The organism is Cupriavidus sp. 05T41, assembly GCF_056396525.1.
The window spans coordinates 1-15,131 of record NZ_JBFTLQ010000129.1 but is presented as its reverse complement, the minus strand read 5'-3'; the positions used below and the strand labels follow the sequence as shown (position 1 = coordinate 15,131).

Below are 15,131 nucleotides of genomic sequence, written 5' to 3'. Positions count from 1 at the left end.
TCCTTCATCCATGGCCAGGCGACAGATTCGCCGTCAAACACCCAAGGTGGGAGCCCGGTGCCTGAATTGGGCACGCCGGGATCTGTGCGGGGGGTGTCCAGCAATGGGCATTCCTACCGCGATATTCCGCTTTCCCCACACCCCTGCCGCCTCTTCGAGGCGGACACAGCCTTCAGGTTAGCGGGGTGGAACCAGGCGGACAGATGCTCGCCGCCGTGTGGCTCTGGAGAGAAGGTCGCCACCGTGCTCATGCGCGATGCCGATTGCGCTTGAGGCGTGCATAGCGCAGATAGCGGGCATCGAGCATCTCTTCTATCACGTGCTGGCGGTCTCGGTCCTCAGGGTCGGGGGCGCACTCCAGCAGGTTTGTGTCTGCACAGAAACGCATGATCTCCAACAGCAACGCTTCGCGCCGCGGCGGCGGGAAATGCAGGCGTCTGGCTTTGGTCCAGTAGCGGTAGCCGGCATGGGTKAGGGCAAGCAGGGCGCCGGGCGTGCCATCGAGGTTGGCAGCGAGGGCCTTGGCTTCCAGCTGCAGGGGGATGGTGATAGTCATTGGTTCGGCTGGAGGCTGTTCAGGGCAATCCAACGGGAAACGATGTGCGCGCGGTTTCCCGTTCCCTCCTCGACATCGGCTTCGGCGGTCAGGCCACTGGGTCCTTGGAAAAGGGTCCGGATGGTTGCCCAACCGGGCACAATGCCCGGCAGGTGACGGTAGACGTGAATGACGCGCTCGCCCACCGTGAACGGCCCAGCGCGGCGGAAGTAGGGCACCCCGTTGGGAAAGCGCCCGATCTCTTCGGTAAGTTCATTGGCTAGGCTGTCCAGATACTKGCCGAGCTGGGAGCGCTGCATCCCGATGCCGCCGCTGGTTTCCATGATCGTAGGCGCGCTGCCAGCACCAACCTTACGGGCCCACCGCTCTACGGCTGCGCGCATCACCCGACGATAGTGCATGCCGCCGGCGAGAAAAACCGGGCCGAGCTGGTCGGGCCACGCCGCATCGGCCATCGCCGTCGACAGGTCCGAGAGCATGGTCTTCGCGAGACCTGCGGTCATGCGGGCATCGTAGAGGACAATCTCCGCGTMCGGCTGGATGAAGCCATGCTGCGCCGAGAGGATGATGACCTGGGGCTGCGCATCGGCTCGCACGTGGGCGCGGAACGTTTCATACATGACGCCATGAGGAMCAACGCGCGAACCGGCATACGAGCAACGGCCGTGTGGGCAATTTCATCAAAGAGGATGAGTTGGAAGGGGGGCGCTGACAGCAGTGACCTACGTGGTGAACATGGATCCAATCTGCAGGGGCCTGCCGGAAGTCAAGGCCGCGCCTCCCGACGATGTCATATGTCCCGGCCAGCCTGCTTTGCGCTCCGCGCGCCGACGAGCGAGGCCTTGACGCCATGATGGGTACCCACATCGTGGTTTTGGGTGACCTCGCATATCGCGCGGGAAGACCGGGCTGGATGGGGGCTGCGGCGTCACAAACATAGTCGTCCGCGCTCCTCTCGCGGTAACCCGTGGGTCAGTAGCACAAGGGCATCGCAGCATCAAACTATTGCATTCGTTTGCACTGGCGTGAGATCGGGCGTTCGCAGATATAATTTCACTTTCGTGAAATAACGATGGAGTCGCTCTTTTACATGCCCTATTTTTTGAGCTGCACATGCCAAGACCTCTGCCAGATTCAACCTTGCCCTCCCGTGCCACGATCAAGATGTGCTCCGATCTCGGGGATAGAGTGCGCGCGACTCGCGCTCCCACGGTCTACCAATCGATCAGGCCGCCCGAACGTGCGGGGCGTCCGTGGGAATGCCGTCGAAGTTGGAAAACGGAAAGGGCGTTCACCTTGACTATGCCCTGCGCGCTTTGGTCCAATAGCGAATCCAAACATGCACGCATCATCCGGGCTCTGCTGAATCGTGGTGAGACATTCATKATTAACCATGTCCCAGCTTGCTTCACCTCCGAGCGACCCTGACGTTACATRGGGATTCCGAGTCATCTTTTCTTGACAGCCTACAACGGACGAATCGACGACAGGTTGGACCGACAGCATGACAGCTCKATGAATCGAGTGGCATACGCAAACTGCAATGCCGCTGTCCGGATGGAGCCATGCTGAGCGGTTAAGCATTCTGGCCCGAGCTCAGCGCGTTCGTAGGCCGGTTGTAGGTGTGCAGTCCCATCTTGTCGCTCGCCCCGGATTTGATGCAGGCTGGATTGAGAAAAGAATTGACCGGATTTGAAGGTCCTTGTAGGCGATTCAGGGGGCCGCTCCAGATACGGACGTACCGACACCTTGCCATTCAGGAGGGGATAACTGGCAAGAATGTGGATATTTCTACCGAACTTGCAGGAATGACCTGCCTGCGCGGCGCGACGAGCGTGCATTGAAACCTAGGGCACTCGGCACTGGGCCAGTTCAAAGACGAGACTCATCGTTGGCATAATTTTTGCGAAAGGCATTTTGAGGAAGTCAATCGCAGAGCTTGCGTGCCTGCCCACCTCGCCCACCTCGTTTCCCGAACCGGAGTCAATCATGACATCCCATTTTCTCGACGGCCCGGAGCAAGTGACGGAACCCGATTCAACCGCTTCGGGCGTCGCGTGGGGGGCAGTTTTAGCCGGCGGAAGTGCTGCGGCAGCAATCTCGCTGATTCTCCTCATTCTGGGAGTTGGTCTTGGACTTTMCGCCGCGTCCCCATGGGCTGGCAACGGTGCCAGYGCGAACACGTTGGGCGCCTCAACCATAGCTTGGCTCGTTTTTACTCAGCTTGCCGCAGCCGGAATMGGCGGCTATCTGGCAGGCCGTCTCCGCGTGAAATGGGCCTCAGTGCATACGGACGAAGTTTATTTTCGGGATACCGCGCATGGTTTTTTGGCGTGGGCGGTCGCTTCCCTGGCTACGGCAGCGTTCCTCACTGCKACGATCGGATCCATCCTGGTTGGTGCGACCGCGCCCGTCACGGCTGGGCTCCTGGCGAGCGCKCGATCGGTCGCAGCCTCGCCCGACCCGTCCCAGCAGCGCACCGCTTCCGGTGCTTACTTTGGGGATATGTTGTGGCGCTCCGACCAACCTTTAACAAGCACTGCCGAATCCGTACCCCGCGCCGAAATGACTGCCATTTTCTTGCACGATGTTCGATCGGGTGGGCTAACGCCCGAGGACAAGCTGTATGCGTCGAGGCAGGTGGCGCGGTTCACAGGGTTGAGCGACGTGGACGCTGAGAAACGTGTATTGGACACATATAGCAGGCTCGACAAAGCAATCAAGACTGAAGAAGCTGCTGCTGCGCAGCGGGCAGACATGGCGCGCAAGGCTACAGCACATGGAAGTCTATGGTTTTTCGTAGCCTTGCTTTGCGGTGCATTCTTTGCCAGCCTTTGCGCAACCTTTGGTGGTGCTCGGCGCKACCATATGGTCGTCTCGCAACGCGCAATGAGCGAACCTGCAGTCAGACCTGCTTAGGAGTACACGATGCGCTCGCTTCTTCTTCTTATGCTTGGGGTACCTATTCCGATCATCATCTTGATCGCGTTGTTTGCGCACTAGTACAACATTCCGGAAATAGGATTGGGAAAAAGCGCAATGGACCACTGGCAACTGGCATACCTCGGCATGCGGCAGAATTCCACGCGAACCCAGTGCAATGGATACGCCGGCCGAACGCGAAAAAACGGGCATGCTCACGATGGATCCTGCCGCCGACGAGCCGGACCGAGGGGCCGACGGTTCCGCAACTATTGAGGGGACGTCGTTCCCCCGGCGGCGCATCGCCATCACAAAATGCGATTCCTCATAGTACCTACGCGCCCACACCCGCGCCCCCTTGCGCTGCACCGCACAATCGAAAAGGGACCTCTTCTGGGACCGCGCTTGCATTTAATAGTGCCTTGGGGGTCTGGGGTTATGAAAATACTGATTGCGGACGATAATGCGTCAGAGCGCGAGCCACTAGGCGCGTTGGCTGCGTTTTTGGGACACGAAGTGGTTGTCTGCGKGGACGGGACGGAGGTGATAACCGCTGTCGCATGGTTCTGGCCGGACTTAATCATTCTCGACGTGKAGATGCCTGGAATGGATGGAATCTCAGCGKCTCGGCGCCTGGGGGAGCTTTATCCAACTGCCAGATKGCGCCTCGTCGCGTACACCGGACAAAGATCACTAGCGCAGCGCGAAGCTACAATAGCAGCGGGCTTTACTGAGCATTTCTGCAAGCCCGACGACCTGGCAAAGATCGAGCGTCTCATGAAAGATGGCGCGCGCGTTGGCACAGCGTCCTAGGTCMTCCTACGTTTATACGACATCGGAGGGTAGAGAAGCGAGCGCGCCGCGCCGAACTCACTCGCGGTATTCGTTGAGTTAATCTGGTCTGGCTCATCTGATACCACGGGGCCTTCCTCACAACTGGTCAGCACCGCCTCGCGCAATGGGAAAGCCCGCATCGAACGTCCCACGGCGGCGGCGTGGAGGCGGGCGGCTAGCCACGCCCGCCAGAACGGTGACCACTGCGGAGCCCCACTGCTGCCAGCAACGCGGCGCGACTGAACGGGCGTCGCTCAGGTGAGGCGAGATGGCAGCACCGGGGGTCCCGCCTCGCGCATTGCGCCCACCACTCAGGCCATCACCCGCGCGGCGTCCGCGCGCGCCCACCAGCGATGCTCGCCCACGGCCTCTAGGAATGCATCGAGCTGGGCGCCCCCATCGTTTTTGYCGATTACCACGCCCGGCCCGGYAAAGCCGCCGTCGATCCCGGCCGCGCGAGCGGCGGCCGCAATCAGCAAGGTGCCGGTGCCGCCTGCGCCGATCGGCTTGTAGTGCTTATAGGCCTCGCAGATGAAGAGCAGGGCGGCGGGGTCGGCCTGCAACGCGTCGACGTCTCCCTCCGGCACGTACACCGCGTCGAACAGCACCGAACCCACGGACGACAGCGCGTGGTCGACCGGCACCACCTTGCCTTGCGCGGAAGTCACGCCGCCAGCGCGCGGGCCAATCACCTTGGCGGATGCCCCGGCATCCTCGGCCCGGGCTTTGAACGCGGCTACCGCCGCGCCGCTCACGCCGTCCGCAACCAGCACGGCAATCTTTCGGCCACGGATATTGCCCTTCGGCTGCGACGCCAGGCTCAACGCTGGCGAAGCCGCCAGGCCGTAATCGTCGATCTCGACCGGCTTGCCCACAGGCTCCACGTTTATGCCGAGCTTGCTCGCCACGCCGGCKGCAAGCTCGGCCGCGATATGGGCCAGTTGGCCAACCACACGGGCACGGATGTCGGGGATCTCCACCTTGGAGAGTTCGAAGGTGTAGGCATCGACAATCTGACTTTTTTCCGTATCCGTCTGGCTGCGCCAGAACAGGTTGGCTTGCGAGAAGTGATCGGAGAATGTGTCGCTGCGCCGGCGCACCTTGGCCGCACCCTCCGCGGCCTTTTCAGCGTAACTCAGGTGTGCATCTGCGTTGCCCGCCAGGAACGGGCAACCGCCGCCCACGCTGTTKGGTTGATAGCTGGAGCGACCTCCCACCACCGTCTGACGCATCAAACCGTCGCGCTGGTTGTTGTGGACCGGGGCCAGTGCCCGGTTGATCGGCAGCTMATGGAAATTTGGGCCGCCCAGCCGCGTGAGCTGCGTGTCCAGGTAGGAAAACAGCCGCCCCTGCAACAGCGGATCATTAGTAAAATCCAGCCCCGGCACCAGGTGCCCGGGGTGAAAAGCCACCTGCTCGGTCTCCGCGAAGAAGTTGTCCGGGTTGCGGTTCAGTACCATCTTGCCCACACGGCGCACCGGCACCAGTTCTTCGGGAATCAGCTTAGTCGGGTCGAGCAAGTCGAAGCCGAACTTGTGCTCGTCCTCCTCGGGCACCAGTTGCACGCCGAATTCATACTCTGGGAACGCGCCGTTCTCAATCGATTCCCACAGGTCGCGGCGGTGGAAGTCCGGGTCCTTGCCGTTGATTTTGAGGGCCTCGTCCCACACCAGCGAATGCGCGCCCAGCACCGGCTTCCAGTGAAATTTGACGAAGGTGGCACTCCCCTTGGCATTGATCAGGCGGAAGGTGTGCACGCCAAAGCCTTCCATGGTGGCGAAGCTGCGCGGCAGCGCGCGGCCTGACATGGTCCACAGCACCATATGCATTGATTCCGGCTGCAGCGACACGAAGTCCCAGAAGGTGTTGTGCGCMGACGCTGCCTGCGGGATCTCGTTGTGCGGCTCGGGTTTCACCGCATGGACGAAGTCGGGAAACTTGATRGCGTCCTGGATAAAGAACACCRGCATATTGTTGCCGACCAGATCGCAATTGCCTTGCCGCGTGTAGAACTTGACGGCGAARCCGCGCACGTCACGCGCAAGATCCGCCGACCCGCGTGAGCCCGCCACGGTGGAGAAGCGTACGAACACTGGCGTCTGGGCTCCCTCACACTGCAGGAAGTCGGCAGTGGTGAATTCCGCCAGCGACTCATACAACTCGAAGTAGCCATGCGCGGCGGCGCCCCGCGCGTGGACCACGCGCTCCGGGATGCGCTCGTGATCAAAGTGAGTGATCTTCTCGCGCAGCAGGAAGTCTTCGAGGAGTGTGGGGCCACGCGCCCCCAGGTGAAGCGAGTTATCGTCCTCGCCAATGGGCATGCCCTGGTTGGTGGTCAGCACGCGGTCCTCGTTCGAGACGAGATTGCCGACTGTATCGGTGCCCAATACCGTAGGCCGGGGAGCGAGACGCTCTGTCACGGCGCGGTCGTATGCGGCATCCGCCCCGGTGGCCGCCCGGCTGACGGTCTGTGTCTTATCGCTGGTGGTTGCTCCAGTGACGGTTGGCGGCGCGGTTTCGTTGGGCGCGGGTTTGGGCTTGTTAGCTGCGCTGTTGGCAGGCTTCTTGGGGGCTGGCGTCTTTGGCATGGCGGATCCGGGAGAAGTTTCGGCAAGAACGAGCTGCAAGGACCGATCCAAGGCAGATTGCGCGCCAAGGACGAATCGGCGCAAATCGATATGCGCACGCGCGCTCCAGCCAATCCTCACTGTGCTAGAACCTGTGTCCAAACGGGGCTGGCTATCGCTCGGGTAACGTGGCCCCGGTACGACGCATTTCTACAAGACAGTGGTAGATATTGCCGCCGAATATTGCACAGCGGCGGTTGGTGCCCTGCGTTAAGGGACTCTCAGACTAGCGCCTGTTCCAGTAGGCGCATCATGCATTTATGTCCCAGATCCTAATGAAAGATCGGGAACTCCGTCTTTTCGTTTAGAAAGCGTGCCCGCATTTCGCGATGCCTGACTCAGCTTCCTGCCAACTTTCACCGTCATCAAAGCGCCCATCAACTCCTTTTGTACGGTTGGCATAGAATCTGCRGCTGGCTGGGCGTTCGCCGACACAAGGCGTTTCAACGCCATTGCAGAGTGAGTGGCGGTTCTTCGCCGCGAGTTGCCGCGGGCGGCGTTGCGTGGGGAACCGCGCAAAGCGCGGGAAGCAGAGGAAGCAAAGCACCAGGCCGAAGCGCTGTCAAGTGTGCAAGACGCGATTGCGGCGCGCTTCGGCAAGGGCTCTTCGGTGCGGGTTCAGACAGATCCTCAAAAACTGCCGCAAAAATCCGACGTTAGAGCCGCAGCGGGGATGGCACCCGATTCGATATCTGGGCKCCGGATCGCCGAACGACGGGATTGTCGCTAGCATGCCGCCGGGCTCAGTTGGCGTTCCTCCGAATGGACACTAGAGCTGGGAAAGGGTGCGGTGAAGAATGCGTCGATGAGGGGGATGTTCAGAATCAAAACGGGGGGAGGGATACAACTGATTTGGTGGCTCCACGATAGTCGTCCGAGATTGGCCGACATACCGCCKGCTTTGCGTATCTACCGACTTGAGGAGAAAGGTTTTTTTCACCTGAGAAGGAGCAGGTGGGGGCGCCGTCCTGAATGACCGAGAGAGCGCTCCTATGCTCTTATGCGCCGTTGTGCCGATCGCATATTGTATCGGCCACGCGTTTCACGCAGCCATGTTTTGCTTGCACAGCGAAGGTAATACGCCGGTTCCCGGTAAGCGGTACACTGACCACGTCTAACTCATTCGCAGGACTCGTGCGGTATTCGTACTAGGGGGCCGGAAATTTGATGCTCTGATCATGCGGACTTGGAAGCTTCAGGGCGCGCTCTAGGCCTAATATTGCCCTGTTGTTCAGAGCAATGGGGCCCGCGCTGGCCACCCCGCCCCGTGCGTCCGGGGGCTGGTTATACTTGCTGACAAGAGGCGTCTCGCGCTGGCGAGGTGCGCCATCCTGAGGGAGCCCACGATGGAAGAGCACGACGCCACGCCACCCGCACCGGCTAACGATCAGAACGCGATGCCCGCCGATCGGCCCGCGTCGCTTGAGCACACGCGCGAGGCTATTCGCATCTTCGCGGGGCTAGCTCCCGATTTCCAAGGTAGGCGTTCACCAACGCAACAGGCAATAACTCTTCGCAGCTACGCAAGCATTCCCTCATGATTTTCAAGATCCACTTAGCAAGGTACCTGATCCAGTGCACTCCCGTGCAATGCAACATGACCGTTACTCGCAGCGAGGCAAGCGGACAGCAAATACCGTTTCTTCTTGGTCGGACCGTGCTGTTATCTCGCCACCATGAGCTCGGGCAATCTCGCGCGCGATGTACAGGCCTAGTCCAAGGCTGCCATCGGCGGGTTGGCTGCTCTCATGCTCGGGGGCCCGCTTTAGAGGGTCAAAGAGCTGAGCCAGGGTCGATTGCTCGATGGCTCGCCCACTATTCCTGACCTCGAAGCGAACTTCCCGCTCGTCTCCGGCCACAACTACTCGTACAGGCTCGTCCGGCGCTCCGTACTTGATTGCATTCACCACCAGATTGCCGAGCAACTGCTGCAGACGTCGACCATCCCAAACACCCTGCGTGTCGCCCTTCACCTCCAGATTGATCCCGTGGCCCGGATGCGCAGCGCGTAACTGAGTTAACTCTTCGGCGAACAAGTTCGCCAAGTCGACTTTGTCCGAACCAAGATTGATACGTAGACCCAACGATGTTCGATTGAAATCAAGTAAATCGTCCAGGAGCGCCTTCAGGCGAGCACCGCTCTTGATCAGCCGCTGAGCGGCACCGGATACGTTCTCTCCAGCTTCCACACTCGCAAGATAGACCGCAGTCAACTGGATGATATGCAGGGGGCTTCGCATGTCATGGCCCAGCATTCCCAAAAACAGGTTGCGAGCCTGGTCCACTTGCGCAGTAAAAAGACCGATCGATTCTGCCAGCGCCTGATCGATGGCCTCATTGAATCGGATCATGTCATCGAGATCAGGTGAGTCAGGCTGACAATTGTCGATCCATAGACGAAGAACGCTGGCGCGCAGAGCCCGGTACTCAGCCGCCAGTTGGTTGATGTCGAAGCCGCTTCGCAAGCGAAGATGGGCATGCGTCTGTGCGGCGGTTTCTGCGGCGTCGATCAATTGGAGGGCTAGGCCCCTCGACTTTTCTGCCTGGGCTATCCTGGTCTKGAAAGTAGACAAATCCTTTGCGACTGCCCGCAGAATTTGCTCGGCGTGGTCGCGTAGTGCCGGCGGATTCATAGTCGCCGAAGCCGGCAATTGCGTACTCGCAAACGCTTCCCACTGCGCCAGGATGGTCTCCATGTCGTGGAGAATGAACTCAGCCAGTCGCAGTTTTGCCATGGAAATCCGAAGTGGTTCGTTGCCGATGTGACATGCTCAAATCGCTCGTAAGTCGGGCAACAGACGATCACATTCTTGCTTCACGACGGCATAACATTCGCACACACGCTGCTCCAACCCAGGCCTGTCGAGTACTTCGATATGCCCATGACKGTAGCGAATCAGGCCGGCGCTCTGTAGTTTCAGCGCCGCCTCTGTCACGCCAGATCTTCGCACGCCCAGCATGTTGGCGATTAACTCCTGCGTCATGCGCAGTTCGTTGGACGGCAAGCGGTCCATGCTCAGCAATAGCCAACGGCAAAGTTGCTGGTCGATTGAATGATGCCGATTGCAAACAGCGGTCTGTGCCATTTGCGTGATCAGCGACTGCGTATAGCGAAGCAGTAGTCGCTGCATTGGGCCACCTCGATTGAATTCTTGCTTCATGGCGGCGCCGCTTAACTTATAGGCGCGGCCAGCGCTCTGTACAATCGCACGGCTCGGCGTGGTTTCGCCTCCCATGAAAAGGGCAACACCCACGATGCCTTCATTACCGACGATCGCAATTTCGGCTGATGCGCCGTCTTCCATGACGTAGAGGAGAGAGATGATCGACGTGGTTGGGAAGTACACATGATCGAGGCGGTCTCCAGACTCGTAGATAACGTGGCCTAGTGGCAAATCTACCGCGGCCAGTAGCGGAGTTAGGCGAGCCCACTCCACTTCGGGCAAAACGGACAGGAGGTGATTTTCCCTAGGGTTTTCAAGCGCATGCATGCGTCGGCCTCACTGCTCGTGTTATGCCCCTTGCTGCACTTTTTGGCAGCAGATGACGGGTTGGCACCGCAATCTAAATATACGCCCACTGACGCACGACCAGAAAGGGATCTTTACCAAGATGCCAGGACACGGCAGAATTCATCCAACCTATCTGCCCTTGGCGCGGCCGCGGTATCACCGCTGCCTGCAGCATCCAGGGCACGCGGTGTGGCTTGGCTAGTAAAACAGGTTTCCGGGCCTCTTCGATGGCTGCGGCAGGACGCAGTCGTTTTCGTCACTTTTTGCAGGGAAAACAAGGGAGCCCCGCTCGCTGCGACTCGCTGACGAACCACTCGCCGAACTCACCATGCTGTGAGGCTTCGACGACGATCTGGCTGCCCAAATCACCCAAACCAGTAACCGCATTCGCGGCCTGCTCACCCAGATCCATCCGCACTGGAACGGACCTCGCATGGACCATCCGGCCGTGCTCGATCTGCTCGAGCGCTACCCGTTGCCCGCCGAGCTTGCCGCGACCAGCGAGAAGACGCTCGCCAGCCGCCTAACCATGCTAGCGCGCGTAGGCAGCCACCATCGTCATGCCGCGCCTGGCCCTGCAGCTCGTCGCCTCACGCAAACAACGCGACGAGGTCGCCAGCGAAGTCGAACGCCTGGTACAGGCACACCCTCGCTGGCCGGTCCTGACCAGCATGCCGGAAGTCGGCGTCAGGACCGCCGCCAGACTGCTCACTGAGGTCGCGAAGCCTTCGCTTCAGCCGCGCATCTTGCCGCCTATGCCGGTCTCGCCCCGGTCACCCGCCGCTCAGGCTCGTCTATCCGCGGCGAACATCCGACCATAGCGAACCCCTCGGGCCGCCTCGCGCGAAAGGCCACTTCCTTGTCGACCACCAGCTCGTTCGTCCGCTCATCGAGCACGCAAAGCAAGGTGGGGCTCGCCGCCGTAGCCGGCAATGCCCACTGCAAATTGCCCTCGTTCGGCGCCTCCGCCGTTTGCCTGGTGCCMGCGTGCTTACGACAGCAGGCTTTCGTAGGGGATGTGCAGGCCATCGTGCAAGCGCTTGACCATGCACAGGCTGAGCTTGCGCTTGCGGATCAGTACCTCAGACACGCGGCCACTGGAGCCAATCCCGCGACGATGTAGCGCTATACGGGCGGTATCAGGCTGCCATGAGGCCGCTGCTCGGTTTGCCGACGCCGGCGGCAGCGAACTTGCCACCATGCGCGCGCCCTCAATAGCTGCCGCCKATCATTGCCGGCGCAAACGTGCCGGAGTTCCCTATGCAACATTCCGTTGAGTATCGCGGCTTCGAAATCTGGATTGACATGGTTGGAAGTTCCCAGGACATATTCGAGGCCTGGTACCGCCTGCGCAGTTCGTAACCGTCCGCTGAAGGCCGTGTAGACGCGTAAGGTGAATGTATCCAGAGTAGTCACCATCAGAATTTGGTGGGGACTACTTTGGAGTCTGTGGCAAAACGGGGCGGTCGCCTGCACGGGAGCCGCAATCACCMGATTGAACTCAAACGCAGGCTGGCAGAAGCTGCGTGCGTGCCAGGCGTTGTTTCTGTTTCAAAGCTGATATGACTCCCCGTGTCAATCGAGATTGGTTTGGTTCGGTTTCACAGTTCCATGTTGTTCCTCACCCAATTTCCTGAGGGCGACGTAGCAGTAAGTCTCGACGGTGGATCACGCTGATATCCGCGGGTTGGCTACCGCATTACAGAGGTCCGCCCAATGAGCCTGCCCGCTATCTAGCGCCGCAAGTCGGATGAAATCCATTGCTTAGCTTTTTCGCGGGTTGCTCGTGTGCCGGGCTACGCCGCCTTCAGGAAACTGGTCTCACAGTAGTGACAGATAGATTGATACCGGCGCTGGGTTACGTTGTCTGTGCCTCGTTCGGTACGGCAAGCGACATCGCGAGCTGGCTGATATCCCAGATGAACCCGCTCAGTTCGCGGGCCACCGCGACCACCGCAATGTTCGGGTTCTTGCCACGTGCGGCAAGTCTCCGATAGCGCCGACACAGTCGAACCTGGGCGTCCCAGGACCGATCAACGATGGCCTTGGGGATGCCTTCGTGCCGGCGCTGGATCTCGGGGCTCACACGTGCCGGGTGCCGGTAACTCCAGGCAGCCTCGACGAGCAGCTTTCTGGCGTAGCTGTTGCCAGTCTTGGTGATGCTGCCCTGTCGTCGCTTCTCACCGGACGAGTGTTCGGCGGGCGTCACACCGAGCCAGGCCATTAGTTGGCGTGGATGCGCAAAGCGTGAGAGATCACCCAATTCGGCAAGGATGCCTATCGCTGTGGTGAACTGCACCCCGCGCATGGCCTGCAGGCCCCGTACGGCCGGGTAGAAGCGCCAGTTGGCCACCGCCTCGCGCAGGGCCGCTTCGAGACGGCTGCATTGCGCGAGCCGGTCCTCGATAGCACGTCGATATTCGTCAAAGGCAAGTTGCTGCCAGTCGCTATCGAACGCAAATGCGCTTATCCAGCGCCGGTGTGCTGGCCCCCAGTCAGCTCTGCCGGTGTAGCGGACACCGTGCGAAAGCAGAAAGGCCTTCAGCCGTTGGCGGGCGCGCTTCAGATCGTCCTTGGCGCTGACCCAGGCACGTGACAGATCCCGGAATGCTTCGTCTTCGACGCTGGGCACGTACACGGCCGAGAGGTCACCGGCGCGCAGCGATCGCACGAGCTTGACCGCATCGCGCCGATCGGTCTTGACGCGCTCGCCGGGCTTCTTCGGGATCAGCGACGGCGCGCACACCATGCACTCGAATCCCTTCCCTGCAAGCTGCCGATAAAGGCCATAGCCGCAAGGGGCCTGCCTCGTAGACGATGCGGATCCGGCGCGATTTAGACTGCAGGCGCTTGCACAGGCGATCGATATCGGCCTTCGACGTACCGATCTTGCCAAGCAGTTMGACCTSGGCMATGCCGAGTGCATAAGCAACGGTGATCGAATCCTTATGGACGTCTAAACCGACATACAAAGTGCTATCGTGTTMCATGCTGGCCTCCGCGCTGGAAATCGCCGGGTGTGGCACTGTCCACACCATGCGGCTCTGGYAGTCATGCTAACCCGCGTTTGATTCCTCACGGCGGGCCAGCCTTTGCCTCCAGGGGAGTCATACTGACTAGCGCTGGAACACGAGAGCGCGCGAAATCGGGGGCTGACTAAGCGGCAAGGCGGTGGTCTTCTTCTCCGGCGATGGAGGGATACCAGCGTTCAACGTAAGAACATAGCTGGTTATTGAGCACCGCGGTCCGGATTTGCAGTAGTTTGTGCGTGTGCCGAGGCCGCCAGGCCATCTGCTGCCGTTTGACGAACCGCTTGCTGATCACCTGGTTGACGGCTGACTCGACAAAACCTGAGGCAATGGGCTTGCCATGTCGATAGCGGTCACCGTAGTTCACGATGAAGTGCCGGTTGTTGTCCAAGTAGACAATGAACTCCTCGAGCTTGCCAAGGAGTTTGGCCTCCTCGGGGCTGGCCTCAGCGTCCAGATCCCAGCCCAGGCTTTCCAGTCGGCGCAACGCCGGATAGGGGCAGMCGTGCCACAGGTGCCACTTGGAGCTATGCAGCGCCTTGATCAATTCCGCGTTGCTGGGGCCGTCGCTGTGGGCCGGCCGGCCCTTGATCATCTGTGCGAGGTTCTGTACCCGCATGGCGATGTGGAACCAATCGAGAACGTACTCACCGCGGTCACCAAAACCGAGCTGGGCAAACCGTACGGTATCCCCGCCGTCCGACAGAAAGGTCACCGGCTGACTGGGTTGCACACCCTCACGAAGAAGGAAATTCCACATACGATCGGCCGGTCGGCGCTCCAGTTTATGCACGTAGGCAAAACTATGCCCGCCATCCTGATCCCGCAGGGACTTTCCGACGATCACTTCAAACCAGCCATCCTGGCGGCGCCGGTGGCCGGCCCGCCGAAGGTAGCCGCCGTCAATGCCGACCGCGCGGATCGGACTGGGCTCCGGGATCTCGGACGAACCGACGCTCGCGGTCACCTCCGCCTGCTGCCGGGCGTCGGTGGCCTGTTCCGCTTCCAGCCGGCGACCGAGCGTGGTGACCTGGCGCCGGATTGAGGTGGCTGCCAGTACATGATCGAGCGGCAATACCTCTTGAAGGACGTTGACGGTCAGACCATACGACATCAACGCCGCAAACTTGACCTCGAGATACTGCAGTTCTGGACTGACCCGCTCAGGCAGACAGCGGGCGACCGGGCTGAAGCTACCTGCGTCGCCCTGGCACCGCCGGCAGGGATACAGCCTCGGACTGTCAATCGACAGTCGCCMGAACGCGCTCCGGAAAACCAAGTAATGGTGGCCCTTGCAAGCCAGCTGCGCCCCGCACGTGGGACAAACGCTGGTCCGGGCAACTGCCTCCGCAACCTGTGCCGTGACCATCGTGCGCTGCAGCCGACCCAGCAATGATTTCGCCTCCTCCAGATGCAGGCCCAGCGAGCCCACATCAAGGCCATCTCTCTCGAGCTGGGCTATTTCGGTGACGGTGGCTGGCGCGCCTCCATCGTCCTGCACTACGAGTAGCAAGCTGATACGCATGGCCGCCGTCCTCCCTTGGAGGCTGCGGCGACCAGTCTACCCCTCGAGCTGTCGCAACCTACCCCTCGAGCTGTCGCAACCGATCATTGACGGTCTGACGGTCAAAGCGACGATCCAGCCAAGTCA

At 60.6% G+C, this 15,131-nt stretch carries 7 protein-coding genes and 2 pseudogenes; 2 read left to right on the top strand and 7 right to left on the bottom strand.

Annotated elements, in window-relative coordinates; genetic code table 11:
- Positions 1-247: 247 nt before the first annotated feature.
- Positions 248-556 carry a hypothetical protein gene (locus AC1DKV_RS38030; protein WP_441622579.1) on the bottom strand — a complete coding sequence of 103 codons (309 nt, stop codon included), beginning with the start codon at positions 554-556 and terminating at the stop codon, positions 248-250.
- The gene (locus AC1DKV_RS38025; protein WP_477139479.1) at positions 553-1,176 is read right to left on the bottom strand and encodes a DUF6884 domain-containing protein; all 624 of its coding nucleotides are present in this window, start codon (positions 1,174-1,176) and stop codon (positions 553-555) included. Before AC1DKV_RS38025 ends, AC1DKV_RS38030 begins: the two co-directional genes overlap by 4 nt.
- A 2,617-nt stretch (positions 1,177-3,793) precedes the next feature.
- On the opposite strand from AC1DKV_RS38025, the gene AC1DKV_RS38020 reads away from it, so the two are divergent.
- On the top strand, positions 3,794-4,291 hold the full coding sequence (locus AC1DKV_RS38020; protein WP_477139478.1) for a response regulator: 498 nt from the start codon (positions 3,794-3,796) through the stop codon (positions 4,289-4,291).
- A 332-nt stretch (positions 4,292-4,623) separates the two neighbouring features.
- Here AC1DKV_RS38020 and AC1DKV_RS38015 read toward each other — a convergent pair whose 3' ends face one another.
- The 3 genes from AC1DKV_RS38015 to AC1DKV_RS38005 all read right to left on the bottom strand — a co-directional run bounded on the left by AC1DKV_RS38015 (position 4,624) and on the right by AC1DKV_RS38005 (position 10,430).
- Positions 4,624-6,900, bottom strand: coding sequence for a catalase (locus AC1DKV_RS38015; RefSeq protein ID WP_477139477.1), 2,277 nt, complete (start codon positions 6,898-6,900; stop codon positions 4,624-4,626).
- Between the two features lie 1,643 nt (positions 6,901-8,543).
- Positions 8,544-9,665, bottom strand: coding sequence for a sensor histidine kinase (locus tag AC1DKV_RS38010; RefSeq protein WP_477139480.1), 1,122 nt, complete (start codon positions 9,663-9,665; stop codon positions 8,544-8,546).
- A gap of 45 nt (positions 9,666-9,710) precedes the next feature.
- On the bottom strand, positions 9,711-10,430 hold the full coding sequence (locus AC1DKV_RS38005) for a Crp/Fnr family transcriptional regulator (RefSeq protein WP_477139476.1): 720 nt from the start codon (positions 10,428-10,430) through the stop codon (positions 9,711-9,713).
- A 307-nt stretch (positions 10,431-10,737) separates the two neighbouring features.
- Between AC1DKV_RS38005 and AC1DKV_RS38000 the strand changes: the two are divergent.
- Positions 10,738-11,268, top strand: a pseudogene (locus tag AC1DKV_RS38000) (transposase); the annotation flags it as partial.
- 1,041 nt (positions 11,269-12,309) lie between these two features.
- Here the strand turns inward: AC1DKV_RS38000 and AC1DKV_RS37995 are convergent.
- Both AC1DKV_RS37995 and AC1DKV_RS37990 read right to left on the bottom strand, forming a co-directional pair.
- A pseudogene (locus tag AC1DKV_RS37995) lies at positions 12,310-13,441 on the bottom strand (IS110 family RNA-guided transposase).
- A gap of 166 nt (positions 13,442-13,607) precedes the next feature.
- Entirely contained in the window at positions 13,608-15,005 is a 1,398-nt protein-coding gene (locus tag AC1DKV_RS37990) for an ISKra4 family transposase (protein WP_477139475.1), read from the bottom strand.
- Positions 15,006-15,131 lie beyond the last annotated feature (126 nt).